Source organism: Comamonas sp. UBA7528 (assembly GCF_002479375.1).
GTDB lineage: Bacteria > Pseudomonadota > Gammaproteobacteria > Burkholderiales > Burkholderiaceae_C > Comamonas.
Genome location: NZ_DLMU01000010.1, coordinates 349,285 through 375,468, shown reverse-complemented (window position 1 = coordinate 375,468; position 26,184 = coordinate 349,285). Strand labels below are relative to the sequence as shown.

23 protein-coding genes are annotated in these 26,184 nt (G+C 67.8%); 12 read left to right on the top strand and 11 right to left on the bottom strand.

The genetic code is table 11. The features are described 5' to 3' along the window. Positions 1–82: 82 nt before the first annotated feature. Complete coding sequence (locus B3349_RS14700) at positions 83–403, bottom strand: heavy metal-binding domain-containing protein (protein WP_066541461.1); 321 nt, start codon at positions 401–403, stop codon at positions 83–85. 145 nt (positions 404–548) lie between these two features. Continuing rightward, complete coding sequence (locus B3349_RS14695; RefSeq protein WP_066541460.1) at positions 549–1,508, bottom strand: carbon-nitrogen hydrolase family protein; 960 nt, start codon at positions 1,506–1,508, stop codon at positions 549–551. A gap of 629 nt (positions 1,509–2,137) precedes the next feature. On the opposite strand from B3349_RS14695, the gene B3349_RS14690 reads away from it, so the two are divergent. From B3349_RS14690 to B3349_RS14680, 3 genes are all read left to right on the top strand, one after another. After that, positions 2,138–2,776 carry a response regulator gene (locus B3349_RS14690; RefSeq protein ID WP_291589795.1) on the top strand — a complete coding sequence of 213 codons (639 nt, stop codon included), beginning with the start codon at positions 2,138–2,140 and terminating at the stop codon, positions 2,774–2,776. A 175-nt stretch (positions 2,777–2,951) separates the two neighbouring features. Next, positions 2,952–3,338: a hypothetical protein gene (locus B3349_RS14685; protein WP_291589793.1), complete on the top strand. Its 387-nt coding sequence runs from the start codon at positions 2,952–2,954 to the stop codon at positions 3,336–3,338. A 296-nt stretch (positions 3,339–3,634) separates the two neighbouring features. Next, positions 3,635–4,879, top strand: coding sequence for a GGDEF domain-containing protein (locus tag B3349_RS14680; protein ID WP_291589792.1), 1,245 nt, complete (start codon positions 3,635–3,637; stop codon positions 4,877–4,879). 73 nt (positions 4,880–4,952) lie between these two features. Here B3349_RS14680 and B3349_RS14675 read toward each other — a convergent pair whose 3' ends face one another. Together B3349_RS14675 and B3349_RS14670 are read right to left on the bottom strand one after the other, a co-directional pair. Then, entirely contained in the window at positions 4,953–5,756 is an 804-nt protein-coding gene (locus B3349_RS14675; protein ID WP_291589791.1) for a PhzF family protein, read from the bottom strand. Positions 5,757–5,906: 150 nt separating this feature from the next. Further along, entirely contained in the window at positions 5,907–8,522 is a 2,616-nt protein-coding gene (locus tag B3349_RS14670; RefSeq protein ID WP_291589875.1) for a hybrid sensor histidine kinase/response regulator, read from the bottom strand. A 315-nt stretch (positions 8,523–8,837) separates the two neighbouring features. On the opposite strand from B3349_RS14670, the gene B3349_RS14665 reads away from it, so the two are divergent. Then, complete coding sequence (locus tag B3349_RS14665; protein ID WP_291589789.1) at positions 8,838–10,163, top strand: dicarboxylate/amino acid:cation symporter; 1,326 nt, start codon at positions 8,838–8,840, stop codon at positions 10,161–10,163. 201 nt (positions 10,164–10,364) lie between these two features. Here the strand turns inward: B3349_RS14665 and fahA are convergent, their stop codons facing one another. From fahA to B3349_RS14630, 7 genes are all read right to left on the bottom strand, one after another. After that, positions 10,365–11,636 (bottom strand): fumarylacetoacetase, encoded by a 1,272-nt coding sequence (gene fahA / locus B3349_RS14660; RefSeq protein WP_291589788.1) that lies wholly within the window; start codon positions 11,634–11,636, stop codon positions 10,365–10,367. A gap of 115 nt (positions 11,637–11,751) precedes the next feature. After that, complete coding sequence (locus tag B3349_RS14655; protein WP_291589787.1) at positions 11,752–12,777, bottom strand: 3-hydroxyacyl-CoA dehydrogenase family protein; 1,026 nt, start codon at positions 12,775–12,777, stop codon at positions 11,752–11,754. Between the two features lie 23 nt (positions 12,778–12,800). Continuing rightward, positions 12,801–13,781 carry a tripartite tricarboxylate transporter substrate binding protein gene (locus B3349_RS14650; RefSeq protein WP_291589786.1) on the bottom strand — a complete coding sequence of 327 codons (981 nt, stop codon included), beginning with the start codon at positions 13,779–13,781 and terminating at the stop codon, positions 12,801–12,803. A 41-nt stretch (positions 13,782–13,822) separates the two neighbouring features. After that, on the bottom strand, positions 13,823–14,575 hold the full coding sequence (locus tag B3349_RS14645; protein WP_291589785.1) for a GntR family transcriptional regulator: 753 nt from the start codon (positions 14,573–14,575) through the stop codon (positions 13,823–13,825). A 198-nt stretch (positions 14,576–14,773) separates the two neighbouring features. Further along, positions 14,774–15,532, bottom strand: coding sequence for a YoaK family protein (locus B3349_RS14640; protein WP_291589783.1), 759 nt, complete (start codon positions 15,530–15,532; stop codon positions 14,774–14,776). 73 nt (positions 15,533–15,605) lie between these two features. Continuing rightward, complete coding sequence (locus tag B3349_RS14635; RefSeq protein ID WP_291589781.1) at positions 15,606–16,421, bottom strand: hypothetical protein; 816 nt, start codon at positions 16,419–16,421, stop codon at positions 15,606–15,608. Positions 16,422–16,547: 126 nt separating this feature from the next. Next, a complete protein-coding gene (locus B3349_RS14630) occupies positions 16,548–18,260 on the bottom strand; it encodes an FMN-binding glutamate synthase family protein (RefSeq protein ID WP_291589780.1) in 1,713 nt (570 codons plus the stop codon). A gap of 162 nt (positions 18,261–18,422) precedes the next feature. Here B3349_RS14630 and B3349_RS14625 point away from each other — a divergent pair, with 162 nt between their 5' ends. The 8 genes from B3349_RS14625 to B3349_RS14590 all read left to right on the top strand — a co-directional run bounded on the left by B3349_RS14625 (position 18,423) and on the right by B3349_RS14590 (position 26,181). After that, the gene (locus B3349_RS14625; RefSeq protein ID WP_291589779.1) at positions 18,423–19,247 is read left to right on the top strand and encodes a UPF0149 family protein; all 825 of its coding nucleotides are present in this window, start codon (positions 18,423–18,425) and stop codon (positions 19,245–19,247) included. A gap of 272 nt (positions 19,248–19,519) precedes the next feature. Further along, positions 19,520–20,707 (top strand): NAD-dependent epimerase/dehydratase family protein, encoded by a 1,188-nt coding sequence (locus tag B3349_RS14620; RefSeq protein WP_291589776.1) that lies wholly within the window; start codon positions 19,520–19,522, stop codon positions 20,705–20,707. 119 nt (positions 20,708–20,826) lie between these two features. Next, complete coding sequence (locus tag B3349_RS14615; protein ID WP_291589775.1) at positions 20,827–22,302, top strand: SulP family inorganic anion transporter; 1,476 nt, start codon at positions 20,827–20,829, stop codon at positions 22,300–22,302. Positions 22,303–22,686: 384 nt separating this feature from the next. Further along, the gene (locus tag B3349_RS14610) at positions 22,687–22,875 is read left to right on the top strand and encodes a Flp family type IVb pilin (protein WP_291589773.1); all 189 of its coding nucleotides are present in this window, start codon (positions 22,687–22,689) and stop codon (positions 22,873–22,875) included. Between the two features lie 8 nt (positions 22,876–22,883). Continuing rightward, on the top strand, positions 22,884–23,363 hold the full coding sequence (locus tag B3349_RS14605; protein ID WP_291589771.1) for a prepilin peptidase: 480 nt from the start codon (positions 22,884–22,886) through the stop codon (positions 23,361–23,363). A 31-nt stretch (positions 23,364–23,394) separates the two neighbouring features. Next, on the top strand, positions 23,395–23,874 hold the full coding sequence (locus tag B3349_RS14600) for a TadE/TadG family type IV pilus assembly protein (protein WP_291589770.1): 480 nt from the start codon (positions 23,395–23,397) through the stop codon (positions 23,872–23,874). A gap of 11 nt (positions 23,875–23,885) precedes the next feature. After that, complete coding sequence (cpaB, locus tag B3349_RS14595; protein WP_291589769.1) at positions 23,886–24,827, top strand: Flp pilus assembly protein CpaB; 942 nt, start codon at positions 23,886–23,888, stop codon at positions 24,825–24,827. Positions 24,828–24,837: 10 nt separating this feature from the next. Continuing rightward, positions 24,838–26,181, top strand: coding sequence for a type II and III secretion system protein family protein (locus tag B3349_RS14590; RefSeq protein WP_291589767.1), 1,344 nt, complete (start codon positions 24,838–24,840; stop codon positions 26,179–26,181). The last annotated feature ends 3 nt before the right edge of the window (positions 26,182–26,184 follow it).

Here is a 26,184-nt window from a genome sequence, read left to right as displayed (position 1 = left end):
GGGTGGCTGCTTGAGGGGGTGTGTCGCGGCGGCTGAAAAAAAACTTTTCAGCCGGCCGGGCGCGCCGACCTGGACCTGCGCGTCATTGCACCACCACGGCCGTGCCGCTGGCGCTGACCATCAGCATGCCGTTGCCCTGGCCCAGCACCTCGTAGTCCAGGTCCACACCCACCACGGCGTTCGCACCCAGGGCGGCTGCGCGTTCCTGCAGCTCCCGCAGCGCAATCTCGCGTGCCTTCTGCAGCTCGCGCTCATAGGTGGCGCTGCGTCCGCCCACCAGGTCGCGGATGCCGGCAAACATGTCCTTGAACATATTGGCGCCCAGGATGGCTTCGCCGGCCACCACCCCGCAATACCGGGTGATGGATTGGCCTTCGATGCTGGGTGTGGTGGTCACGATCATGGCGGCAGCTCCTGGCAAAGGTGGACAAGGCCGGGGCAGCAGGCCCCGGATGCCAGCAGCTTAGCAGCCAGGACCTGCCAGCCGTGCCACCGGGTGCGGCCGTGCGCTGTTCCGGTGCACCTGCGCCCTGCACGCCACTGCGGCTTTATTGCCCGTGGCCAGGCTGCAGATCCACCGCGCGCTGCGCAGCGGTGTGCACGCGCAGCTGGAAAACATCGGGCCGCGCATAGTGGCCCACCGGGTCGAAGTCCATCTGCATGCGCGGAATCTCGTCCAGATCGATCTCGGCGGTCAGCAGGGCGTCCTCGCCATACACCGGTCCGGCCAGGATGCGCCCGGCCGGGCTGATGATCACACTGCCGCCGCGCATCAGCACCGTGTCGTCGGCGGCCGGCAGGCGGTTGTGCATGGCGTCCATGGGAAACTGGCTGCGGCGCAGGTGCTGGCAGGCCGACAGCACAAAGCAGCGCCCTTCCATGGCGACGTGCTGCATGCTGCTGACCCAGGTGTCGCGGTCGTCCGCGGTGGGCGCGCAGTACAGAGCCACACGCTGCTGGTACATGGCCATGCGCAGCGCGGGCATGTAGTTTTCCCAGCAGATCACCGCGCCCAGCTTGCCGTGGGGGGTGTCGATGGCCTGCAGCGTGGAGCCGTCGCCATAGCCCCAGACCAGGCGTTCCAGCGCCGTGGGCATCAGCTTGCGGTGGTGGCCCAGCACCGTGCCATGGCCGTCCGCACCGCGGCCCAGGTAGGCGGCGGTGCAGTACAGCGTGCCGCCGTCGCGCTCGATGATGCCCACGCACACGGTCAGGTCCAGTTCGCCCGCGGTCTGGGCCAGGGCCGCCAGTTCGGGCCCGTCCAGCGTGACGGCGGCTTCGTAGTACTTCTGGTAGTCGGCCCGGCCCTCGGGCGTGCGCGCGCCGATGAAGATGTGGAAATCCGCCCCCTTGGGGTAGCCGCCGATATAGGCCTCGGGAAACACCAGCACCCGGGCACCCTGGCGGGCGGCCTCGTGCATCAGGCGCTGGGCCTGGGCCACGGTGGCGGCGGTATCGAACAACACGGTGGCGGTCTGTGCCACGGCGACGGTCACATTGCGGGTCATTGCGGTCCTCCTGAACAGATGCCTGCCAGTGTGGACAGCTGCGGCGCTGCAACACAGTCACCTGGGCGGCGTTGCGCGGGTTCTCCCCGGGGAGCGGCGGCATGCAGGCCGTTGCGTGATGTTGCTATGCACAAATTCAGATTGTGGTTTATACTTAGGTCTACGGGTTAACACTTATCGGGTTTGACCCTAGGAATGGCCGTCGAGATGCAGCCATTCCCACCCTCAGTGGAAGTGCATCTCTCCGTAGCATTACGAAAGAAGGTCTGTCATGCGCCAAGCTATCAACTCTCTGATCAACTTCATCCACGAAGCCCGCGAAGCCCACCTGGAAGTCGCCAGCCAGTAAGCCCCAGCGGCTTGCCGCGCCCGTCGCGCGGTCACTTCCCCGGCGGATAGGGTGCCCTGGCGGCACCCCAGCAATATGCCCTTCAGCACTGGCTGCAGGGCATTTTTGTTGCCTGCGGCCATGCGGCCACAGGCCGAAGGGGGCACCAGCATGCGGTCTGCCCCTGGGCCCAGAGCCCTGAACGCAGGGGTGGCGGCGGGTCGTGCTGCGTGCGCTGCCCGGGGTGGTTTTTTGCGCTGCGTCGTCGTCGCCGCCGCCGGGCATGGCAGACTTGCCGTCCATGTCCGCTCCCACGCTTCTGGTCGCCGACGACCACCCGCTGTTCCGCGCCGCCGTCATGCACGTGCTGCGCGAGCGCCTGCCGCAGTACGCCATTGTGGAAGCCGCCAGCGCTGCCACCCTGGGTGCGGCGCTGCAGGCCCACCCCGAGGTGGAACTGGTGCTGCTGGACCTGGCCATGCCCGGTGCGCGCGGCTTTTCGGTGCTGCTGCATGTGCGCGGCGAGTACCCGGAGATCCCGGTGGTCATCATCTCTTCCAACGACCATCCCCGCGTCATCCGCCGTGCCCAGCAATTCGGTGCGGCGGGCTTCATCCCCAAATCCACACCGGCCGACACCATGGGTGCGGCACTGGATGCGGTGCTGGCCGGCGACAACTGGTTTCCGCCCATGGTGGCCGAACGCTCCGAAGCCGATGCCGCACTGGCCGCCCGCCTGGCGCAGCTCACACCCCAGCAGTTCCGTGTGCTGCTGTGCCTGGCCGACGGCTTGCTGAACAAGCAGATCGCCCATGAACTGGGTCTGGCCGAGAACACCGTCAAAGTGCATGTGACGGCCATTCTGAAAAAACTGGAATGCTATTCACGCACCCAGGCGGCGGTGCTGGTGAAGAGCCTGGAAAACGACCCGGAGATGTGAGGCCGCTGCGGCGGCAGGTCGGCAGGCCGCCCACGGCCTGCCGGTCCGGTTACCGCGTCCGCCTACGGCGGGCGCCGGCGCTACGCCGTGCGGGATCCGCGACAGTCCGGACGCCCCTGTGCGGGCAAAACGCGCCATGGCCGCCATTCGGCGTTATCGTGTGGTGATGTTGCAAATGAAAAAAGCCATCTCCCTGGGTGCGGCCTGCGCTGCGGTCGCTTTGTTCCTGCCTCTGGGCGCACAGGCGCTGTCGCTGGGTCCGCTGAACCAGTCCGTGCTGCTGCACATCCCCGCCCGGGACGTGCCGGATTTCCGGGCCTTCATCGGCAAGGCCCTGAACGAAGGCCAGGCCGGTGTGGCCCAGGAATGGAACAGCAGCGCCCGCAGCAGCAAGCAGCCCGTGAAGGTGCAGCTGACACCGGGTGTCACCGTCGCCACGCAGTCGGCCGGCCAGTGCCGCCTGCTGTCGGCCAACGTCAGCCAGCGCCAGCAGACAGAGAGCTGGAACGTCTGGTTCTGCCTGCAGGCCGACGGGGCCTGGAAGATCAGCGGTCTGGAATAAGCGCCAGTGCCATCGGCGCGTTCCGCGCGCCACGCTGTCACCGCGGGGGGCGTGCACCGTGCCGGTGCTGCCTCGGCAGGCCCGGTGCGTGATCGTGCAGAGGGGCAGAAGATCCACCGGCACACGCAGCGCGCGCTGCGTGTGCCGGTTCTGCTTTCCCCTGCGCGCGGTGGCTGTCGCCGGGACCGGTGCACCCCTGCCACATCGTCTGCGGCCCCACGGTCAGCAGGGGTGTCAGTCCAAAATGTCACAATAGGAAACATCAATCCCCGCCATTGCCAGCCCGTGCTTTGACTATGACCCAGCCAGACTCGCCCCTGAACACGACGGACAGCCGCCTGCTGTGGGGCCCGGAGGCTGCGGGCGACACCGACTATGCCGCGCGGTGGCGGCGGCGGACCTGGCAGTTGCATGGCTCGGTCGTGCTCAGCCACCTCTATGCGCTGCTGCTGTTCGTCGGCCATGCCTGGGCAGGCTATGCACCCTGGCAGGCACTGGGCTGGTATGCGCTGTGGATCGTGGCCGGCATGGGCTTCATCACCTGGGCCTATGCCAGCGGCTGGAGCCAGACACGGCGCGATCCCGGCATGTTTCTGGCGCACCAGCTGATTGCCATCTGCGGCACCCTGGGCCTGTGGATGGCCGCGCCGCAGGTGGCTTTCCAGGCCATGGTCATGCTGCTGGCCTTCAGTGCCGACGGCTTTCTGGCGCGGCGGCGCACCAGCTTCTGGATGACCTGGGGCTGCACTCTGGTGGCGGTGGCCGCCATCGTCTATGTGCTGGGCCCGCAGATGCGCATGACCACTGACACCCCTGCCGGCCAGGTGCTGGCCGTGGCGGTGATGGTGGGCGGCGTGTTCCGCTGCAGCCTGCTGGTCACCTACTTTCGCGGCATGCAGTACCGGCTGCGCGGTGCCCATGACCAGTTGGCCGGTGCACTGGCCCGGATCGAAAGCCTGGCCCGCAGCGACGAGCTTACTGGCGTAGCCAACCGCCGTGGCGTGATGGAGCGGCTGCAGCAGGCGCAGCACGCCGCGGATCGGCAGGGCACGCCGCTGTGCGTGGCGCTGCTGGACATCGACCACTTCAAGCAGATCAACGACCGTTACGGCCACGACGGTGGTGACACCGTGCTGCGTGCCTTCGGCCAGTTGCTGGCCGCACAGGTGCGGGCCATCGACTGCGTGGGCCGCTACGGTGGTGAAGAGTTTCTGCTGGTGCTTCCCGGCACCACCCCCAGCCAGGCCCAGGTGCTGCTGGAGCGCGTGCGCCAGCACATTGCCGAGCTGCCCTGGGCCCAGCTGGTGCATGCCGATCTGCAGGTGCACTGCACCGTGGGCCTGAGCGCCTACCGCCCCGGCGAACCGACGGAAGCCGTCATCTCCCGCGCCGACGCGGCGATGTATGCGGGCAAAGCCGCCGGGCGCAACCGCATGGTGCTGGAGGATGCACCGGCGCTGGCCCCAGCGGGCTTGCCGCCGGCAGGCATACCAGAAGGGGGCGCGACGCAGACGGCCTCTTCTGCAGCGAAGATGGAGTGAGGGCGCCGGTAGCCTACCGGCTGCGTTGCCCGCCCTCGGCCGCCCTCGGCCGCATGCGGCCGAGGGACCCGGGTCAGACCGTGATCGTGCCGCTCAGATAGCGCGCGCAGTGGCCCGACACCTGGACCGTGGCATCGCTCACCTCGCAGAACAGCGTGCCCGTGCGCTGCGAAACCTGGTGGCCTACCAGGCTGTTCTTGCCCAGTTGGCCGGCCCAGTAGGGGGCCAGTGCTGCGTGGATGGAGCCGGTGACGGGATCTTCGACCCCGCCGTTGGCCGGCCAGAAATAGCGGCTGACAAAGTCATAGGGCGCGCCGGCCGGTGCCGGGGCGGTCACCACCACATCCAGCGGCCCCAGCGTGGTGAGCTTTTCCAGATCCGGCTGGACCTGGCGCACCTCCGTTTCCGAGGCGTACACCGCTACATAGGCCTGCTGGTTGACCAGGTAGGCCAGCGGGTGCGGGGTAAGGCCGTCGAGCAGGGCGGGCGGCGGAGCCTCCACAGGCCGGGCATCCCGGCGGGGGAAGGTCATCTGGATGCGTCCGCCGGCTTCCTGCGTGGCCGTGACATTGCCGACGGCCGCTGCCCAGAACGTGATGCTGCGCAGGGCGGCATCGGCCGCGAACAGCACGAATGCGCTGGCCAGCGTGGCATGGCCGCAGAAGTCGATTTCCTTGAGCGGAGAGAACCACCGGATCTCGAAGGCGGCGCGTTCGGCGCTCCAGACCAGAAAGGCGGTTTCCGACAGATTGTTTTCGGTGGCGATGGCCTGCAGTGTGGTGGCAGGCAGCCAGGCCTCCAGAGGCACGACGGCCGCCTGGTTGCCCTTGAAGCGCTCGGTGGTGAAGGCGTCGACGATGTGGATGGGAAGTTGCATGGACACAGGACCGGATGGGGTGTTTTTGTATGCGCTGCGGCGGGGAGGCCGCGGGGGCGTGCACGACGGATATCCAGTCCGGCATTCTAGGATGCAGCCTTCGCTGCAGCTTTTTTGCACCCATGGCGCGGTGCGTTCCGCTCCGCGGCCTTATCCGCCTTCCCGTCCCCGGACCAGGGTCTGGCTCATCAAGGCCCGCAGCGCCGGCGGCCGGACCGGCTTGGCCAGAAAGCCCCAACCGCGCTCGGCGGCCTGGCGGCGCAAGGTGGCGTCACGCTCGGCGGTGAGCAGGATGACGGGGGGCGCGCTGCCCCAGCGTTCGCACAGCTGGGTGTAGACATCCGGGCCATAGAACGTGCCCAGGTGCACATCCAGCAGCACCAGCTGGGGGGCATTGCCGGGGGCGGCCTCGGCCAGCGCTTCGGGGGCGCCGCCGGCAAAGGGCAGCTGGCAGCCCCAGCGCTGCAGCAGGGCGCAGGTGGCGGCGCGGGTGGACGGGTCGTCTTCCACATACCAGGCGCAGGCACCGTGCAGCGGGCCGGTGTCCGGTTGCTGCACATGGCTGGGCACGGGCTGCGGCGCCAGCGCGGTGGCGTCGCCCAGCGGCACGGTGACCCAGAACACGCTGCCTTTGCCCAGCTGGGAGCGCAGGCCGATCTCGTGGCCCAGCAGGCGGCCCAGGCGTTCAACGATGGCCAGGCCCAGACCGGTGCCGCGGTCGTCGGCGTGGCCTTCGTCCAGGCGGCGGAATTCCTCGAACACCTCCTGCTGCAGGCTCTCGGGAATGCCGGGCCCCTGGTCGTGCACCTCGATGCGCAGCTGCTGGCCGACGCGGCGGCAGCCGACCACGATGCGGCCCTTGCGCGTGTAGCGGATGGCGTTGGAGACAAAGTTCTGCAGGATGCGGCGCAGCAGCGCCTCGTCGCTGTGCACCACATAGTGCGTGGGCAGGCAGCGCAAGGTCAGGCCTTCGCTTTCGGCCTGCATGCCGAAGTTGTTCTGTACCACTTCCAGCAGGGCGTTCAGCGCGAAGTCACGCACATGGACTTCCAGTTGGCCGGACTCCATGCGCGCAATGTCCAGCAGACTGGTGAGGATGGCGTCCTGCGAGGCCAGGGCCTGGTCGATGCTGTGCGCCACCTGGCGGCCGGCCGCGTCGTGCAGGTGGCCGGGCAGCAGGCTGGTGTACATGCGCGCGGCATTCAGCGGCTGCAGCAGATCGTGCACGGCCGCATTCACAAAACGGGTCTTGTAGCGGTTGGCCCGTTCGGCCTCCTGCTTGGCGGCATCCAGATCGCGGGTACGCTCGGCAATGCGCTTTTCCAGTGCGTCCGCCAGGGAGCGCAGTTCGCGCGCCGCATTCTTGTAGCTGGTGATGTCGGCGTAGCTGGTGACAAAGCCGCCGCCGGGCAGCGGGTTGCCGCGGATTTCCAGCACCGTGCCGTCCCCCTTGGCGCTTTCGTGCAGGTGGGGCTTGCCGCTGCGCAGATGCTGCAGGCGGCGCTGGATGGCGCCTTCCACCGGGCCGCTGCCTAGCAGGCCGCGCCGGGCGTTGTGGCGCAGCAGGTCTTCGATGGGATGGCCCACGCGCATCAGCTCGGCCGGGTAGCGGAACAGTTCCACATAGCGGGAGTTCCAGGCCACCAGGTTCAGGTCGGCGTCGATGATGACCACGCCCTGGGGCAGATGCTCCAGGCTGGGGGAGAGGCCGGTGTCGGTGGTGCGGGCGGCCTGCTGGGCGGCTTGCAGAATGCCGTCCTGGGCGGTGCGCAGTTCCTGGGCATGCTGGTGCAGCACGGTTTCCAGTTCCTGGCGGCTGCGCAGGCGCAGGCGGGTGATGCGCTGGCGCTGGCGCACAAACAGCCACAGCAGGCACAGCGCCAGCCAGGCGCCGCCGGCGGCGGCAGCGGCCCAGCGGCTGGTGGTGCGGCTGGCGTCGGTGTTGTGCAGCAAGTGCAATTGCCAGCGGCTGCCGGGCAGGGGCTGGGTGTGCCACAGGGTGCGGCCGGGCAGCGCAGGTTCCTGCAGCCGCGCCAGGGTGCCGCCATGGTCCAGCTCTTCCTCCACCAGGTAGCGCAGCGGGCGCAGCGGCTGGTTGGCGTACTGGCGGGTGGCGGCCAGCTCGGCCTCGTCGGCGGCCGTCAGCGGCTGCAGCAGACGGTAGCGCCAGTCATCGCCGCTGGCCAGGAAGACCACGCCGTGCGCGTCCGATGCCAGCACCGTGTCGGGCACCTGCAGCCATTCGCTTTCCAGCTCGTGCAGCAGGATCTTGATGGCCACCAGGCCGGTGATGCGGCCGTGCTCGTCTTCGATCGCGCGCGACAGGAAATAGCCGGCCAGGCCGGTGGTCATGCCGATGCCGTAAAAGCGCCCGCTGCCCTGGGCCAGGGCCTGCTGCACATACGGCCGGAAGCTGTAGTCCTCGCCCACATTGCTGCGTGCATCGCGCCAGTTGCTGGCGGCCAGGGCCTTGCCGTGCAGATCGATCAGGGTCAGCGTGGACGCCTGGCTGGCACCGTTGGCCTGCTCCAGCTTGCGGTTCAGGTGGTCCACCTGGGCCGGGCTGAGCGGCTGGTCCAGCGCCTGGTGCAAAGCGCTGCGCAGCTCGGGGTCCAGCGACAGCACTTCGGGCAGGGTGCGGTAGCGGTCGATGCGCTGGGCCAGTGCCTGGGTGTACAGGCCCAGCTGGCGCTGCACGTTTTCACTTTCGCCGCGCAGCGCATGCTGCCAGGCCAGCTGGTAGGCCAGGGTCATGCACAGGCACATGCCGCCCAGCAGGATCAGCAGGGTCCAGGCCGGGTGGCGGCGGGGCGAGAACAGATTGAAGGAGCTCACGGTGTGGTGCGGGGCAGCAGCGCCTAGGGGCGCGAAATGGGCGGATCGGCAGGCCGGACCCTGGCCCGGCGTGGCCCGGGAGTGACATGGGGTGTTAGGTGTTTACCCTTGGTTTTCTGTATTTTGCCTAGGGAAGCCTCTGCGTCTAATACCAATAGGTTATCGGCACGGAAAACGGGCCGCAGTCCAATGCGGGCAGTGGTGCACCGAGGGGGTGCACTTTTTGCGTTTTCAGGAGCCTGCGTCATGCACGCCATTCCCACCGAAACCATCCAGACGCTGCGCAAGCCGTTCTACCGCCAACTGTACTTCCAGGTGGTGTTCGCCATCATCGTCGGCGTGCTGCTGGGCTATTTCGAGCCAGCCTACGGCGAGGCCATGAAGCCGTTTGGCGATGCCTTCATCAAGCTGATCAAGATGATCATCGCGCCGGTGATCTTTTTGACCATCGTCACCGGCATCGCCAGCATGACGCACCTGAGCGCCGTGGGCCGCGTGTTCGGCAAGGCCATGGCCTATTTCCTGACCTTCTCCACGCTGGCGCTGGTGGTGGGCCTGATCGTGGCCAACGTCATGCAGCCCGGTGGCGGCATGCACATCAATGCGGCCGATCTGGACCAGACCGCCGTCAAGGGCTATGTGGCCAAGACCCACGACATGACCGTGACCGGCTTTGTGATGGACATCATCCCCAAGACCCTGGTCAGCCCCTTCGTCGGTGACAACATCCTGCAGGTGCTGTTGGTGGCGGTGCTGTTCGGCGTGTCCCTGGCCCTGGCGGGCGAAGGCGGCAAGCCGGTGCTGAACTTCCTGGAATCGCTGACCAAGCCCATCTTCAAGCTGGTGAACATCGTGATGAAGGCCGCCCCCATCGGTGCCTTCGGCGCCATGGCCTTCACCATCGGCAAGTTCGGTCTGGGCTCGCTGGTCAACCTGGCCGAGCTGGTGCTGACGTTCTACATCACCTCCGCCCTGTTCGTGCTGGTGATCCTGGGTGCCGTGGCCCGCTTCTGCGGCTTCTCCGTGGTCAAGCTGATCAAGTACCTGAAGGACGAGCTGCTGCTGGTGCTGGGTACCTCGTCTTCCGAGTCGGCCCTGCCCTCGCTGATGCACAAGATGGAAAAAGCTGGCTGCAGCAAGTCCGTCGTCGGTCTGGTGGTGCCCACTGGGTACTCGTTCAACCTGGACGGCACCAACATCTACATGACGCTGGCGGCGCTGTTCATTGCCCAGGCCACCGACACCCACCTGACGCTGGGTCACCAGATCGCGCTGCTGCTGGTGGCCATGCTGTCGTCCAAGGGTGCGGCCGGCGTGACCGGTGCCGGCTTCATCACCCTGGCCGCCACCCTGGCCGTGGTGCCTGAAGTGCCGGTGGCCGGCATGGCGCTGATCCTTGGCGTGGACCGTTTCATGTCGGAATGCCGTTCGCTGACCAACTTCATCGGCAATGCCGTGGCCACCGTGGTGGTGTCCAAGTGGGAAAATGCCCTGGACCACGACAAGCTGGACGCCGCCCTGTCGGGCAAGCCGGTGGAGATCGAGGAACCCGAGCACCGAGCCCATGCCTGAGCAGGGTCGGTAGCCTGCGGGCTGCTGCGCTCGGCCACTGCGCTGCAGTGCCATCCATAAAAACCGCCCGGGCTGGGAAGCCGGGGCGGTTTTTTTATGGGCCAATGCCTCCGTGGGGCTCTGGCGGGTGCATGCCAGCCATCCTGCAGTGGGCTGGGTGTGTCGCCGGGCGCTGTGGCCGCAGCCCGGGCTACCCGGGCCTCACCCCTGCGGGTAGGCCACCGCCGGTGCCACGGTGCTGCACAGCTCCCCGAAGCCGATGCGTATGCCGCCCTGGCGGGCCTGGGCGCTGAAGCGCAGCGTGTCGCCGTCTTCCAGAAAACCGCGTGCTTCGCCGGTGAGCAGGTGCAGCGGTTCCTGGCCGTTGCGCGTCATCTCCAGCATGCTGCCCAGGGCATCGTGGTCGGTGCCGCTGATGGTGCCGGTGCCCAGCAGATCGCCCACGCGCAGATTGCAGCCGCTGCCGGTGTGGTGGGCGATCAACTGCTCGAAGCTCCAGTACAGGTGCTGCAGATTGCTGCAGCTAATGGGGGAGGCGCGGTCGGCGGTGCCAGGCTGGAGGCTCACGGACAGCTGCACATCGTAGGAATGGCGCTGGTCTTGCTGCAGATAGGGCAGCACGGTGGGCTGCTGCGGCGGCAGTGCCACGCGGAAGGGCTGCAGGGCGTCCAGCGGGACCACCCAGGGCGAGATCGAGGTGTGGAAGGCCTTGGCCTGGAACGGGCCCAGCGGGGCATATTCCCAGCGCTGCACCTCGCGCGCGCTCCAGTCGTTGAGCAGCACGATGCCAAAGATGGCGTCCTGCGCCTGGGTAACGGGCAGAGGCTGGCCCAGCGCCGTGTCACGGCCAATGAAGACGCCGATCTCCAGCTCGAAGTCCAGGGACTGCGTGGGTCCCCAGCTGGGCCCTTCCTTGCCGGGCAACTGGCCGTTGGGGCGCACCACCGGCACGCCGCCCAGCATGACGCTGCTGGCGCGGCCGTTGTAGCCGATGGGGATGTGCTTCCAGTTGGGTGGCAGCGCGTTGGCCGGGTCGCGGAACAGGCAGCCGCAGTTGTAGGCGTGGTTTTCCGAGGCATAGAAGTCGGTGAAGCCGCCGATGGCGAACGGCAGGTGCATCCGGGCTTCGGCCTGGGGCACCAGCAGCTGCGCGGCCTGTGGGCTGGTGGCCAGCGGCGAGCCTTCCTGCAGCAGCGCGGCCAGCTCGGCCCGCAGGGCGGTCCAGCGCGCGCGGCCCAGGGCGGCCAGCGCGTTCAGTGTGGGCTGCAGCAGGGCATCTGCCGACACGCTGACCAGCAGACCTGCCTGGGCGGCAGCGGCCAGGTCCAGGATCTGGTCGCCAATGGCCACGCCCACGCGGGGCCGGGGCGCCCGGGCGGTGTTGAAGATGCCGTAGGGCAGGTTTTGCAGCGGAAATTCCGAATCCTGGGCGCCAGGCACAAAGGCGCGCAAAGCAAAGTCGATGGTGTGCATGGGGGGTGCAAAAGAAGAGGAGGCGGAATGGACGGGCGCGGTGGACACCGCGCAGTCCGGCGCGAAAAGTGGGAGGCGGGGTGCTGCGGCGGCGGTGCAGCACCTGCTGGGGAGCTCAGCGCACCGGGCGGGGTCCGTCGACGTAATGGCTCAAACGCTCCATCACGCGGTAGAGGTGGCGGTCGCGTTCGTTCTGCAGCTCCAGCATGGTCTGCGTGCCGTAGTCGAAGAAGCCCTGGCCGGTGGCCACGCCCAGGTGACCATCGTTGACGCGGTCCAGCAAATGCTTGGGCACTTCCTCGAACGGAGGGTCCTGGAAGTCCGGGTCGCGGAAATTGCGCACGCTCAGGCCCAGACCGGTGAAGTCGTAGCGCTGCACCACGCCCAGCACCTGCATGCGCGGGGCAATGCTGGCACGCACGGCGATGTCCATGTCTTCCGGGCTGATGACGCCGCTTTCCAGCAGGTGGAAGATCTCGCGGCCCAGCAGGCGTTGCAGGCGGTTGATCACAAAGCCGTTGACCATCTTGTTCAGGCGCACCGGTGTCTTGCCCACGGCGCGGAGCACTTCGCAGGTCTGCTGCATCAGCGTGTCGGTGTGTGGGGCCGAACCCACCACTTCGACCAGCGGAATGATCTGGGCCGGCGCAAACCAGTGCGCCACCACCAGGCGGCCGCGCATGCTGGCGTCGCTGAGGGCGAACACATCCAGCGACGAGGTGTTGCTCCAGGTGATGACCGTGGGCTTGCCAATGCGGGCGATGGTGTCGAAGACCTGGCGCTTGACGTCCTTGTTCTCGGACACGGCTTCGATCACCAGGTCCGCGCGGGCGATGGCTACGTCACTGCCCACATGGCCTTGCACCCGGGTCAGGGCCGCATCGGCGGCGTCCTGCGCCAGCAGCTGTTCGCTGACTTTCAGGGCCAGGCCGTCGCGCAGCGATTGCATGCCTTTGGCAAGGCCGGATTCGTGGATTTCGCACAGGTCCACTTGGTAGCCGTGTTCGGCAAACACCAGGGCAATGCCCGGGCCCATGACGCCGGCGCCCAGCACGGTGACGCGGCTGGTGTCGGGGGTGAAGGGCTGGCTGCCCAGTTGCAGGGGAGAGGATGCGGGAATGACAGGGGGGAGAGATGTCATGGCGTTGTCAGCAGATCACAGGGTTATTGGCCCGCCAGGCGGGTGATGATGGTTTTTTCTTTGGCATAGGTGTCGGCGGCCCAGGCCGTGTAGGCCTTGCTGCCGCGGTAGTTCAGCTCTACGCCCAGCATGCGGGCCTGCTGGATGAAGTCGGGATCCTGCAGGACCTCGCGCACCGTGCTGTCGAGTTTGTCGACGATGTCTTTGGGCAGGCCGGCCGGGCCGGCGATGCCCAGCGGCGAGGCCATTTCCACGGGATAGCCGGCCTCCTTGAGCGTGGGAACGCCGGGGAAATCCGGCGAGCGCTCGGCCCCGGCCACGGCCAGCACGCGCGCTTTTTTGGATTCGACGAACGGCAGGATGGTGCTGGTGGCGCTGATGATGTCCACATGCCCGCCCAGCAGGGCGTTGATGGCCTCGGCATCGCCCTTGTAGGGCACAAAGGTCCATTGCAGCTGGGCGGCACGCGCCAGCTCGGTCATGGCCAGGTGGTTGGAGCTGTACTGGGCCGATCCGGCATAGGAGTATTTGTCGGGCGACTTCCTGGCGTCGGCCACCAGCTCCTGGATGCTCTTCCACGGGGCGCTGTAGGGCACGGCAATGGCATAGGTGTAGTTCATCACCGTGGCGATGTACGACAGGTCCTTGAGCGGGTCGTACTGCACCTTGGTCAGATAGGGCTGGCGGAAGACCGACAGTGGCACCAGCGTGAGGCTGTAGCCGTCGGGCCGGGTGCGGACCATCTGCGTCACGCCCAGCGTGCCGGCAGCCCCCGGCTTGCTTTCCACAATAAAGGGCTGGCCCAGCTTCTTGCCCATGCGCTCGGTCAGCGCGCGGGCCAGGGCATCGGTGCTGCCGCCGGCGCCGTAGGGCACGATCAGCGAGATCGGCTTGCTGGGGTAGGGCGCTGCGGTCTGGGCCGTGGCGCTGGCGGCCAGACCCAGTCCCAGGGTGGCGGCAGCCGCCAGGCGGACAGGGAGGCGGATGGTGAACGTGAATGGCATAAGGTCTCCTTTTATGTATTTATTAAATGCTGGAGGTTGATTTACTTCACCAAATCAAAATCCAGCCGTATATATCGGCTGTCGTAATGCACGCAAGCCCAATAAATCAGTTTATTTTCAGAGTCGTAAATGCTGCGGGTGATTTCTGCCAGTGGCGAACCTACGGGAATTTGCAGATAGGCGGCCGTGTCATCACCGGCGGAAATGATGGTGATGCTCTGTTTGCCAGCCTGGATATGCGTCTGCCGGTCGTTGCCCAGCACGGTGAGGACGGCCTGCTGGCTGATTTCTGCCTGGAGGCGCAGATAAATACTGGCCTCCAGAAAAACCCGGCTGTAACACACGCGAATACCTTGCCGGGAATAGACGCGTTCCAAAAAATAATAGGTGTGGCCCTGGCCGGCCTGCGTGCCGCACCAGGCCGGCAACGGCAAAGCTTCTTCCCCGGTGCTGTTGAGTGACACCGTCAGCTCATTCAGATTGCCGCGTGCCACCAGCTCCTCCCAGGTGGTGCCCACGACGAATTTCTGCGGGGCATCGGCAGGCAGGTCCCGGATGAACGTGCCCTTGCCGCGGGAACGCACCAACAGGCCTTCACCCTCCAGCTCCGCCAGCGCGCTGCGCACCGTGACGCGGCCCACGCCGAACTCGCGCATCAGCATTTCCAGCGTTGGTGTCTGTTCGCCGCGCGGCCACAGTCCGGTTTCGACGCGGCGGCGGAAGATGGTGGCCAGCTGCAGGTACAGCGGCTGCTTGCCGATCGACCACTCTGGTGTGGGCTTTATTGGTTCCATAGTTCTATTGTTAGAACTATTGAAGACCGAATAAGCTGGGGTTAACCCTTGTACGTAGACGCCCCTGTGTCTGGCCGGGGCCCTGGGCCCTGGGTGCGGGGGGAGGCTGACCCCATCCCCGCAGCGAACCCAGGAGTCCGCAGTTTGGCGCGCTGCGGCCACACCGCCAGCCTGCGATGGCTGCCGCTGCGCGTGTGGCTAGCGTGGACCGTGCCGTCGTAGGGAGCGCGGCAGATCGCGCAGCAGCGGAGGCACGGCCAGGGCCAGCAGCAGGGCTGCCAGCGGCACCACACAGACAAAGCCCAGGTGCTGGAAGCCCAGCGCGCCGGCCATGCCGCCCAGCACAAACATCGCCAGCAGCCCTGCGGAGGCTTTCATCCGTTGCCAGTGGTGGGCTACGGGCTGTGCGGCGGCGCTGGCACTGCGCTGCCACAGCAGCAGCTTGCCCAGCTCCATGCCCAGATCGGTGATGTTGCCGGTCATGTGCGTGGTGCGCATGCTGCCGCCGGAGGTCTTGGAGCCGACGGCGTTCTGCAGGCCCATCATGAAGGACAGCAGCAGCACCGTCAGCGGCACGGCGAACGGGGTGTTCCAGCGCAAGGTGGCGGCGCCCATCAGGCCGAAGGGGAACAGCAGCAGGGCCTCCAGCATCAGCGGCAGGGCGTAGACGCTGTGCAGATGGCGCTGGCGGCTCCAGTTGACCAGCACGGCGCAGGTGGCCGCTCCGGCCATGAAGGCCAGGATGGCGCCCAGGGCGTTCAGCAGCAGGCGGTGGTTGTCCAGCACCAGGGCATCGGCCAGCTGCGAGGCAAAGCCCGTCATGTGCGAGGTGTACATGTGCAGCACCAGAAAACCGCCTGCATTGATGGCGCCGGCCGTGAACGCCAGCACCAGTCCGAGCGTGAGGTTGGTGCCGGCAGTGCGGTGGCGGTTGGTGAGGTGGATCAGGTTGCGCATGGTGCTCTGGCAACCAGTATCGCGCAGCCCGTGCGCACCGGTACCCCTCTGTGCGGTGGGCGCAACGCGGACTTCAGGGCCGCAGCAGTTCCCAGGCCATGCGGATGCGCTGCGCGTCGCGGCCCCATTGGCGGCTGTCGGGGAAGCGGCCGGCCCATGCCATGCGGGCCACGCTATCGCGCAGGGCCTGCTGGGCGGCGGGGGTCAGCGTCTGCACCCAGGCCTGCCACTGGGTGCGGGCGGCGGGCAGGGCGTCGGCGGTGCGCAGGATCCAGGCCGTTGAATGGGCAAAGCACAGCGCATCCCGCGCATGGCACAGGGGCAGCGGCAGGGCGGCAGCGGGGTCGTCTTCAAAGTCGATGTAGCCGATCACGCCGTCCGGGCAGCGCACCAGGTTGCGGGCAAACGCCTGGCTCAGGCAGGTGCCGGTCCGGTGGACCTTGGTGAGCGACTGCAGGCCCTGCTTCCACAGTGCCAGCACGGTAGCGCTGCCACGCGGCACGGCCTGTTCCATCTCGTTGCCCAGGCTGGGTGTGTTCTCGCCGGGGGCGCCCAGGTGGCGCATCAGAAAGCCGTCGTCGCAGGCGGCCAGCACCTCGGGCACACGCAGGCCGCGGCCCGCCAGGTCGCGCAGGCGGGCCACCTCGGTGGCAATCGCCACGCGCCCGCCCGGGTTGGGCACGGGGGTGAGCACCGGCACGCGCAGGCCACGTGCCACGGCACCCAGAAAACGGTAGCGCCAGGCGGCATTGCTGCGGCCCACGCGCTTGAGCCACAGCGTTTCCGTGGGCTGCACATAGCGCACCACGCTGTGCGGCTGGCGGTGCACATGCTCCTGCAGAAAGGCGGCGTAATCCAGGGCGGGGACGGGCAGGTCGGTAGCGGGCACGGGCGGCGATCGAAAGGGAAGCAGGGGCGGGGTGCACGCCGGGCTCAGGCCGGTGTGCGGACAGCGGATTGTGCCGTTTTTGCGCCGCCGCCACGGCACCCTCGCCGGCCGGTGCCGTGGCGGCGCTCAGGTCTGGGGCGCGTTCTGCGGGCGCTCGGCCGAAGGCGTCATCGGCGGCGGGGCAATGTGAAAGCTCTGGGCGCAGGCGCGCGGCCAGTACATCTGGAACACATTGTGCTGCCCATCCAGCGGCCCCAGCAGGGCACCGGGCTGTACATGCAGCACCACATTGGACAACAGGTGCACCTGGCTGTCGCCGGTGCGGCGCACGATGTGGTGGGGTGTGAAATCGCGTGGATGCTGCAGGCCGGCGGCCTGCACCAGCTCCATCAGCGCATGCAGGGTCTGGCGGTGGTAGTTGGCCACGCGCGCGGCCTTGTCGGGCACCACCAGGGCCTGTTGGCGTCGGGCGTCCTGGGTGGTCACGCCGGTAGGGCAGCGGCCGGTATGGCAGGTCTGGGCCTGGATGCAGCCCAGGGCCATCATGAAGCCGCGCCCGCAGTTGCACCAGTCGGCACCCAGCGACATCATGCGCGCAATGTCGAAGGCGGTGATCACCTTGCCGGCGGCGCCCAGCCGGATGCGGTGGCGCAGGTTCACGCCGACCAGGGTGTTGTGCACCAGCAGCAGGCCTTCCTGCAGCGGTACACCCACATGGTCGGTGAATTCGACCGGCGCCGCGCCGGTGCCCCCTTCGGCACCGTCCACCACGATGAAATCGGGCGTGATGTCGGTCTGCAGCATGGCCTTGACGATGGCAAACCATTCCCAGGGATGGCCCACGCAGAACTTAAAGCCCACGGGCTTGCCGCCGGAGAGCTGGCGCAGTCGGGCGATGAACTGCAGCATCTCCAGGGGGGTGGTGAAGGCGCTGTGGCTGGACGGCGAAATGCAGTCTTCTCCCTCCGGCACGCCACGTGCTGCCGCAATTTCCGCCGTGACCTTGGCGCCCAGCAGCATGCCGCCATGGCCGGGCTTGGCGCCCTGGCTGAGCTTGAGTTCGATCATCTTGACCTGCGGGTCCAGCGCATTGGCGGTAAAGCGCTCCGCGCTGAAGCTGCCGTCGGCGTTGCGGCAGCCGAAGTAGCCGGAGCCGATTTCCCAGATCAGATCGCCGCCATGCACCCGGTGGTGCTGGCTGATGGAGCCTTCGCCGGTGTCGTGCGCAAAGCCGCCGGTGCGGGCACCCTGGTTCAGCGCCAGGATGGCGTTGGCCGACAACGCGCCAAAGCTCATGGCCGAGATGTTGAACACGCTGGCCTGGTAGGGCTGGGTGCAGGGCGCCACGCCTTGGTGCGGCTGGCCGGGGTGGCCGCCGATCCAGGTGCGGAAGTCGTGCGAGGCCAGCGTGCTGGGCTGCAGCGAATGGTTCACCCATTCGTAGCCGTTGGCGCTGACATCCAGCTGGGTGCCAAAGGGGCGGCTGTCGGGCTGGCCCTTGCTGCGCTGGTAGACCAGGGAGCGCTGGGCGCGGGAGAAGGGCAGGTTCTCGTTGTCCGACTCGATGAAGTACTGCCGCATTTCCGGCCGGATCGATTCGAACAGAAAGCGCAGGTGGCCGATGATGGGGTAGTTGCGCAGGATGGCGTGGCGGGTCTGGCGCAGGTCGAACCAGCCCACCAGGGCCAGGGCCAGCAGCAGGGCGGCGGCCAGCCACCACCACCAGCGCGGCCACAGCAGCGCAGCCGCCAGGCACAGCGCGCCGCCCAGGGTGCACAGCACCAGCGCGGTGTAACGGATGGGAAACAGCCCGCCGGGGCGGGTGGCGGCAGCAACCATGGGCAACTCCTGTGTACGGTGCACGGACATGGGGGGCGGGCTACACTGCCGCCCATTGGCTGGCGCGGCATGCGCCAACGGCCCCGCCCGGCGCAGCCCCGCACCCCTGCGGCAACTGGCTGCCGGGCCATCATAGAAGCCTTTGACGCGCAGGATCGCACCATGGAAAACACCACACCCGCCGAAGCTACGGCACAACCCGCTCTGAGCAACGAAGACCTGCAGGAACTGGACGAGCTGCTGGACAGCCTGCGCGAGCGTTCGGAAGAAGTGCCGCAGTGGGAGTTCTGCGACGGTTTCCTGACCGCCGTGGTCTGCACGCGCCGCCCCATCACTGTGGGCGAATGGCTGCCCATGCTGCTGGGCGACGGTGAAGACCTGGAAGTGCCTGACGGCCAGCCCCTGCCCCAGCTGGAGGTGTTTGCCAGCGCCGAGCAGCAGGCCCGCTTCCTGGAACTGGCCCAGCGCCGCATCGACGAAATCCGTGTACAGCTGGACACCGAAGTGAAGTCCCTGGCCGATGACGAAGCCTTCCAGCCCGAAGTGCTGGACACGCGCGGTGCCATCCTGGTGCTGCCCGAAGCCGAACGCGCCGAGATCGAAGACGAGGAAGTGCCGTCCTTCGCCCAGGTGTGGGCCCTGGGCTTCATGTTCGTGGTGGAAAACTGGGCCGAGGAATGGGCTGCTCCCCGTGACAAGGAAGCCGCCCAGTGGCTGGATGCGGCCATGGAATTCATCGTCAACCTGACCGAAGACGACAGTGACGAACCGGAACTGAATCTGTACGAGGAAACCGGCCCTGCATCGACCAGCCAGGAACGTGTCGACGCCTTCGGCGAAGCCGTCTGGGCCGTGTACGACCTGCGCCAGCTGTGGCGCAGCATGGGTCCGCGCGTGACCGCCGTGGTCAAGGGCGACGAGCCCGGCCGCAACGACCCTTGCAGCTGCGGCAGCGGCAAGAAGTTCAAGAAGTGCTGCGGCGCCTGAGCTGACACGGACACTGCGGCGGCCGCAAGGCCGTAGGCACCAGGACAAGGAACCCGCAGGACGCGGGTTCCTTTTTTTCTGGGCAGCGTGCGGGGGCGGGTGGCTGTGGTGTACGTGTTATTACGTAGTTTGGCACACCAGATAATTGCCAGATTCCTGTCCGGTCCCCAGGGCCGCGCGCTTTGCCGCCCGCACCGGGGTGCATCGAGACGGCCTGCATGATCTGCGGGCGCGCCACTGCGCCGTCCGGGTCCATCTGCCTACCTGCCGAGATGACCGTTGCGACTTCCGTGCCCGCGCCGACCTTGCCCTGGCAAGGGCTGCTGCCCTCCGAACAGCCCCATGGCGCTGCCCCCACCCCGTTGGCCTCCCGCACCCTGTGTACCGTGCTGGTGCTGGGCGCCCAGGGGCGTCTGGGCTATGCCTGTGTCCAGGCATTTGCCCAGGCGGGCTGGCGCGTGCTGGCCCATGTGTGCCCCGGCAGCGGGTTGGTGCAGCACCCGTGCGAAGCGCCGCCGGTGGCCGGCGAGGTGCGCTGGGTCGACACCCCGCTGACCGATACGGCTGGCTGGGACCAGTTGCTGGCCAGCCATGGCGGGGTGCATGTGGTGGTGCATGCCATGGCCACGGGGTTTTCCTCCTGGGCCTGGGCCCGTGAGCTGGAGCAGCTCACCCGTTCCAGCATTGCCGTCGCCCGGCGCTGCAACGCCCTGCTGCTGGTGCCGCTGTCCATCCTGGCCTATGGCCGCCAGCTGCCCGAGGTGCTGCGCGAGGACGATGCCCTGCCGCATGCCGCGATGCTGGGCTCCTCGCTGGCCGAGGGGCGTGCCCAGACCGAGCTGCAGCTGCGCATGGCGGCGGAAACCGGCCTGTCGGTCTGCACCCTGCGTGCCGGGGCCTATTACGGCCATGCGGGCGATGGCTGGATCCGTGATGCGGTGGCCGGTCAGCTGCCGCGCGGGCGCATGGCCTGGCTGGGGCCGTATGACGTGGCCACGCCCTGGGTCTATGTGCACGACCTGGCCCAGACCCTGGAGCGGGTGGCCAGCCAGCGCCACCGGCTGGGCAGCTGGGTCCGGCTGCACTTCGCCGGCCAGCAGCGCCAAGGCCAGGACTGGTGGCAGGCCCTGGGGCAGATCGCTCTGCAGCGGGGCTGGGTGGCCGATGCCGCGGATCTGCGTTCCGGCCATGTGCCGTGGCCGCTGTGGAAGCTGCTGGGCTGCTTTTCCCCGCGCATCCGCGCCCTGGGCGCGATGGAATATGTCTGGCGTACCCCGCACCGCCTGGACAACCGCCGCCTGCTGGCGCTGATCGGTCAGGAGCCGCGCACCGACTGGCAGCAGAGCGTGGCACAGACGGTGGAGCTGCTGTTTCCCACGCCGGTTACGCCACCCATGCTGGCGCCGGCACCGCTGGAGTTGCCCGCCGCGCGCCCGCAGCAGCGGGTGGATGCGGAGTAGAAAAGTCCGCATGCGCCCTGGCGGCGCACACGGTGCACAGCCCGGCGGCTGCAGACTTGCCCCAGGCTGCGTACCATCGCGCACCAGAGCCCGCAGATGCCGGGTGTTTTGCGCTCTCCATGAATCCTTCCACCTTGATGCGCTGGCGTGCCGAATGGGCCCCCAGCATTCCCCGTGAGCTGCTGGCCGGCGCCGTCGCCACGTTCGCCCTGATTCCGGAGGTGATTGCCTTCTCCTTTGTAGCGGGGGTGGACCCGTCGGTGGGGCTGTTTGCGTCCTTTGTCATCAGCATCGTCATCGCCTTCTTTGGCGGGCGGCCGGCCATGGTGTCGGCGGCAGCGGGTTCGGTGGCGCTGGTGGTGGCGCCGCTGGTGGCGTCGCACGGCCTGCAGTACCTGCTGGCCGCCGGCCTGCTGGCGGGGCTGATGCAGGTCGCTTTCGGCCTGTGCCGCATGGGCATGCTGATGCGCTTTGTCAGCAGTTCGGTGCGCACCGGCTTTGTGAATGCGCTGGCGATCATGATCTTTGCGGCCCAGCTGCCCCATCTGAAGGGGGCCAACCTGCCCACCTGGGCCATGCTGGGCTTGGGCCTGGCCCTGATCTACGGCCTGCCGTGGATCGCGCAGCGCACCGGACTGAAGCTGCTGGTGGCCATTCCGCCGCCGCTGGTGTGCGTGGTGCTGTCCACCGTGATCGCCAGCGCCATGGGGTTGCCGCTGCACACCGTGGCCGATCTGGGCCAGCTGCCGCAGGCCTTGCCGGCGTTCGGCCTGCCCGCCGTTCCGTTCGATCTGGAAACGCTGCGCATCATCGCCCTGCCGGCGCTGGCGATCGCCATGGTGGGTCTGCTGGAGTCGGTGCTGACGGCGGCCGTGGTCGACGAGCTGACTGGCACCCCCAGCGACAAGAACCGCGAATGCACCGGCCTGGGGCTGGCCAATATGGCGTCCAGCGTGTTCGGCGGCATTGCCGGCTGCGGCATGATCGGCCAGGCCGTGGGCAATGTGAAGTATGGCGGCCGGGGCCGGCTGTCCACGCTGTTTGCCGGGGTGTTTCTGCTGATCCTGATGGTGGCCCTCAAGGACTGGGTGTCGCGCGTGCCGGTGGTGGCCCTGGTGGCCATCATGGTCATGGTGTCGGCGTCGACGTTCGACTGGGGTTCGCTGCGCAATCTGCTGCGCTACCCGCGCCTGTCCAGCGGCGTGATGGTGGCCACCGTGGCCATCACCGTGGCCACCCACAACCTGGCGGCCGGCGTGCTGGCCGGGGTGCTGCTGTCGGGCGTGTTCTTTGCGTTCAAGGTCTCGCACATGATGCAGGTGACGCTGCACGATGCGGCCGATGGCGTGCTGGAATGGACGGTGCGCGGCCAGGTGTTCTTTGCCTCGGCCGATGCGCTGGTGGAAGCGTTCGATGTGCGCGCCGCCGCCGGCCGGGCGGTGCGCATCGACGTCAGCGGGGCGCATTTCTGGGACATCACCGCCGTGGGGGCGCTGGACAAGGTGGTCGAGCGCCTGCGCCAGCACGGGTGCACGGTGCAGGTACAGGGGCTGGATGCCGCCAGCCAGCGCCTGATGGACCGGCTGCAGGGCTGAACACAGCCCCCGACGCGGGGCTGGAGCCACCGCTGCGCGGGCCAAGTGGCCAAGGCGCAGCAGAGCGTGGAAAAGATGAGGTACCCCTTTGCACAGGGCGGCCATGCTTGTAGGACCGCTCTGACTGGGGCGTGCGCTGCAGGAGATAGATGGCGTCAGTGTGGGGGTGGCCGTCGATGTACCGGGGCGTTCGCTTCGGTCTATCCTTGAAGTTGGTTCAAACTTGGCTTATGTAAATCATTGTGAAAAGTTTGGCGGATTTGTTTCGCCGTTCACCGCTCGCCGCGATCCGACAGTGGGTCGGACGGACGGGGATTCTCCACGCATGGCGTCAGTAGACTTTCCTCATGGCGGGCACGTCGGCCTGCTGAGAGGAGAGTTGCCATGCAAAAAGCTCTGCTGCGCTTCTGGCGCGATGAAGAAGGTGCCACCGCCATTGAATATGGCCTGATCGCCGGCCTGATTGCGGTGGTCATCGTCGCTGCCCTGACGGCCCTGGGCACCGACATCAGAGGCGTGTTTGAAAGCATCAGCACGGCCATTACGACCGCCTCCACGCCTGCTACTCCCTGAGGCAGACCATGCTCGGCGCCATCGCGCTGCAGGGGCTGGCGGCCGCCGTGCTGGTGCATGTGGCGTGGTGCGACATGCGCTGGCGCCGCATCGCCAACCGCGATGTGCTGCTGCTGGCGGCGCTGGGCGCCGTGGCAGCCGTGCTGGAGGCGTCGCCCTTCGGACTGAGTCTGGGGCAGGCCCTGCTGGGCATGGCACTGGCGCTGCTGGCGCTGCTGCCGTTCTATCTGCTGCGCTGGATGGGGGCCGGGGATGTGAAGCTGGCCGCGGCCATGGGCATGTGGCTGGGCGCTGTCCACGCCGGCGAAGCCTGGGTGATCAGCGTGCTGCTGGCGGTGGCCTGGGGCCTGGGCCTGCGGTGGGCGCGGCCCGGCACGGCACAGCTGGCCGTGCCCCGTGCCGGGCCGCACATGCCGCCCCTGCGGCAAGTGCCCTATGGCATGGCGCTGAGCCTGGCCGCAGTGGCCGTCTGGTGGCTGCGCCGCTGAGCCGCCGAACCGCACAAGGAGCCGATACCCGATGCCCCAGTTGCCAGCCACCCACCGGAACCCGAACAGGCAACGCGGGGTGGCGGCGCTGGAACTGGCATTGGTGTTTCCCGTGCTGTTTTTGATGATGTATGGCCTGCTGTCCTATGGGCTGATCTTTGCGGCGCAGCATTCACTGGCCCAGTCCGCGGCGGAAGGTGCGCGCGCGGCCTTGCGCTTTGACAGCCTGAACGATGCCGAAGCCTCCCGCACGACCGCGGCCTGCACCATGGCCAAGCAGGGCGTGCGCTGGCTGGAACAGGTCAGCGGGCGTGCCATTGCCTGCCAGACGCAGCTGGTGACCGCCGTCCAGTGCCAGATCCCGGTGGCGCTGGCCAGCCGGGTGCGCTGTCTGGCGGTGTCGCTGAGCTACGACTACGCCGCCACCCCCATCCTGCCGCGCCTGCCGTTGCTGCCCACACCCCAGCGCCTCACCGGGATGGCGGTGACGCAGATTGCGCTCAGCTACTGAACGGGAGGCGCATGCACAAAGGCTTCAAATTCGTCGCGCTGGCCCTGGTGGTCCTGGGAGGCGGGCTGGCCTGGATGGCCTTTCTGGTGTCGGGCCCGGCCAAGGCACCGGCTGCACTGCCGACGGGCACGCTCGCCCCCCGGGTCAGCATGGTGGTGGCCAGCAAGGCCCTGCCTGCCGGCCATCTGCTGCAGGCCGAGGATGTGCGTCTGCAGCCGGTGGCCATGCTGCCGCCCGGGGCGGTGGCGCTGGAAGCCAGCGTCCTGGGGCGAACCCTGGCCCAGCCTGCGGCAGAGGGCGATCCGGTGATCGCTTCCCGGCTGCTGGGCGGCATTGCCGCCGGGCTGCAACCCGGCGAGCGCGCCGTGGCCATCAAAGTGGATGAGTCCTCCGCCGTGGGGCACAAGCTGGCACCGGGCGATTGGGTGGATGTGCTGGTGGTGCTGCGCAAGGACAGCCAGGAAGTGGACGCCACCCAGGCCCGGCAACTGCTGGCCCGCAAGCGGGTGCTGGCCTATGGCAGCCAGATGGAGGGCGCAGCCGGCAAGGACGGCGCTGACGATGCCGCGCGCACCGGCCAGCCGCCACGCACTGCGGTGCTGGCGGTGCAGGCGCAGGAGGTGAATGCCTTGCTGCTGGCGGAGCGCCAGGGACAGGTGCTGCTGGCCTTGCGCAATCCGCTGGATAGGGAGGATGCGCCATCCCGCGCGGCCGTACCGGGGAATGCGATGGCGCAGACCGTACCGAGCCCCGAGGTGGTGGTGCTGGAGCAACTGGCCCGCACCGCGCCAGGGCGCGCACTGCCGCCGTCGCAGACCGCGTCACTGCTGACCGCACACCATGGCCTGCCGCCAGCGGCGCGCAGGCCCGGGGGGGATGGATCGCCACCGCGCGCAACGGGTCTGGCGGTGGAAGTCCTACGGGGGAACCGGTCCGAAACCGTGCATTACTGAGTGAGGTGCCATGAGTTCATATCGCGCAACACCCGCCAATCCGTCCTGGTGGTGGCGCCGGGCAGTGGGGGGGCTGGTGACGGTGGTGTGTGGTGCCGTGCCGTTGGCGGTGGCGCAGTCCCAGGGGCAGGCAGCGCCGTCGGTGCTGGAAAAAAGCCTGCAGGTGGGGGTGCAGCAGCTGCTGGAGGTGCCCGAGGGGGTCCGCCGCCTGGCGGTGGGCGATGACACCGTGCTGGGCGTGCAGGTACAGCGGGCACAGCCTACCGGAGGGGCCGCACAGTTGGTGCTGACCCCGCTGAAGCCGGGTGTGAGTTCGCTGATGGTGTGGCCGCAGGGCACGGCCGCGGCGCGCCACTATGTGCTGACGGTGCGCCAGCGCTCCGGACAGGAGGGGCAGCGTTCCTCCAGTCTGGAAGCCCATGCGCTGCGTATGGCGGGGGACAAGGCCGCGCAGGGGGATGCCGGTGTGGTGCTGCTCAAAAGCCATGTGGTGCAGGTGGACGTGAAGGTGGTGGAGATCAACAAGAACCGCATGCAGCAGGCCGGCATCAATCTGTTCAGCACCCGCAGCAACAGCCAGGGGTTCCGCTTTGGCGTGCTGTCGGCGGGCGCTACGGGGAGTACCGCCTTTGGTTCCCCCGGTTTGCTGGCGCCGGATGCCAGCTCGCCTTTTGCCCAGGCGTTTGGCCTGTTGCTGGATTTCGGCAAGGCTGGTGTGGGCGTGAACCTGGGCATGCTCGAAGGCAGTGGCATGGCACGGGTGCTGGCCGAGCCGTCGCTGGTGACGCTGTCCGGGCAGAGCGCCAACTTCCTGGCAGGCGGTGAAATCCCGATTCCGCTGTCCCAGGGCAATGGGTCCGTCAGCATCGAATACAAGCCCTATGGTGTGGGCCTGACCGTCTCTCCCACGGTGCTGGACGACCAGCGCATCGTGCTGAAAGTGGCGCCCGAATCGAGCGAGCTCGACTATGCCAATGCGGTCACGCTGCAAAGCGTGGCGGTGCCCGCCATCACCACGCGGCGTGCGGACACGACGGTGGAGCTGGGGGATGGCGAGAGCTTTGTCATCGGCGGGCTGGTCAGCCAGGCCACGGTGTCGTCCGTCAACCGGGTGCCGCTGCTCAGCCAGATTCCGGTGCTGGGCACCTTGTTCAAGCGCCAGGAATTCAGCCGCAAGGAGCGGGAACTGGTGATCATCGTCACCCCGCGCCTGGTGCGGCCGTTTGCCCAGGGGCAGCTGAAGGAGGGGCAACTGCCGGGGGCCGGCAGCGACGGCCCCGGGGGCCGCCGCTTCTGGGGCAGCTATGTGGGCCCCAGCGGCAGCAGCGATGCCCTGCCGGGCTTTTCGGAATAAGGA

Excerpts from the sequence above, each read along its gene's own strand:
- B3349_RS14645 (WP_291589785.1), bottom strand. The coding sequence starts at position 14,575 with ATGGAACCAATAAAGCCCACACCAGAGTGGTCGATCGGCAAGCAGCCG.
- B3349_RS14640 (WP_291589783.1), bottom strand. The coding sequence starts at position 15,532 with ATGCGCAACCTGATCCACCTCACCAACCGCCACCGCACTGCCGGCACC.
- B3349_RS14655 (WP_291589787.1), bottom strand. The coding sequence starts at position 12,777 with ATGACATCTCTCCCCCCTGTCATTCCCGCATCCTCTCCCCTGCAACTG.
- B3349_RS14695 (WP_066541460.1), bottom strand. The coding sequence starts at position 1,508 with ATGACCCGCAATGTGACCGTCGCCGTGGCACAGACCGCCACCGTGTTG.
- B3349_RS14610 (WP_291589773.1), top strand. The coding sequence starts at position 22,687 with ATGCAAAAAGCTCTGCTGCGCTTCTGGCGCGATGAAGAAGGTGCCACC.
- B3349_RS14690 (WP_291589795.1), top strand. The coding sequence starts at position 2,138 with ATGTCCGCTCCCACGCTTCTGGTCGCCGACGACCACCCGCTGTTCCGC.
- cpaB (WP_291589769.1), top strand. The coding sequence starts at position 23,886 with ATGCACAAAGGCTTCAAATTCGTCGCGCTGGCCCTGGTGGTCCTGGGA.
- B3349_RS14605 (WP_291589771.1), top strand. The coding sequence starts at position 22,884 with ATGCTCGGCGCCATCGCGCTGCAGGGGCTGGCGGCCGCCGTGCTGGTG.
- B3349_RS14685 (WP_291589793.1), top strand. The coding sequence starts at position 2,952 with ATGAAAAAAGCCATCTCCCTGGGTGCGGCCTGCGCTGCGGTCGCTTTG.
- B3349_RS14620 (WP_291589776.1), top strand. The coding sequence starts at position 19,520 with ATGACCGTTGCGACTTCCGTGCCCGCGCCGACCTTGCCCTGGCAAGGG.
- B3349_RS14650 (WP_291589786.1), bottom strand. The coding sequence starts at position 13,781 with ATGCCATTCACGTTCACCATCCGCCTCCCTGTCCGCCTGGCGGCTGCC.
- B3349_RS14700 (WP_066541461.1), bottom strand. The coding sequence starts at position 403 with ATGATCGTGACCACCACACCCAGCATCGAAGGCCAATCCATCACCCGG.
- B3349_RS14675 (WP_291589791.1), bottom strand. The coding sequence starts at position 5,756 with ATGCAACTTCCCATCCACATCGTCGACGCCTTCACCACCGAGCGCTTC.
- B3349_RS14630 (WP_291589780.1), bottom strand. The coding sequence starts at position 18,260 with ATGGTTGCTGCCGCCACCCGCCCCGGCGGGCTGTTTCCCATCCGTTAC.
- B3349_RS14680 (WP_291589792.1), top strand. The coding sequence starts at position 3,635 with ATGACCCAGCCAGACTCGCCCCTGAACACGACGGACAGCCGCCTGCTG.
- B3349_RS14600 (WP_291589770.1), top strand. The coding sequence starts at position 23,395 with ATGCCCCAGTTGCCAGCCACCCACCGGAACCCGAACAGGCAACGCGGG.
- B3349_RS14615 (WP_291589775.1), top strand. The coding sequence starts at position 20,827 with ATGAATCCTTCCACCTTGATGCGCTGGCGTGCCGAATGGGCCCCCAGC.
- B3349_RS14625 (WP_291589779.1), top strand. The coding sequence starts at position 18,423 with ATGGAAAACACCACACCCGCCGAAGCTACGGCACAACCCGCTCTGAGC.
- B3349_RS14590 (WP_291589767.1), top strand. The coding sequence starts at position 24,838 with ATGAGTTCATATCGCGCAACACCCGCCAATCCGTCCTGGTGGTGGCGC.
- B3349_RS14670 (WP_291589875.1), bottom strand. The coding sequence starts at position 8,522 with ATGTGCCTGTGCATGACCCTGGCCTACCAGCTGGCCTGGCAGCATGCG.
- fahA (WP_291589788.1), bottom strand. The coding sequence starts at position 11,636 with ATGCACACCATCGACTTTGCTTTGCGCGCCTTTGTGCCTGGCGCCCAG.
- B3349_RS14665 (WP_291589789.1), top strand. The coding sequence starts at position 8,838 with ATGCACGCCATTCCCACCGAAACCATCCAGACGCTGCGCAAGCCGTTC.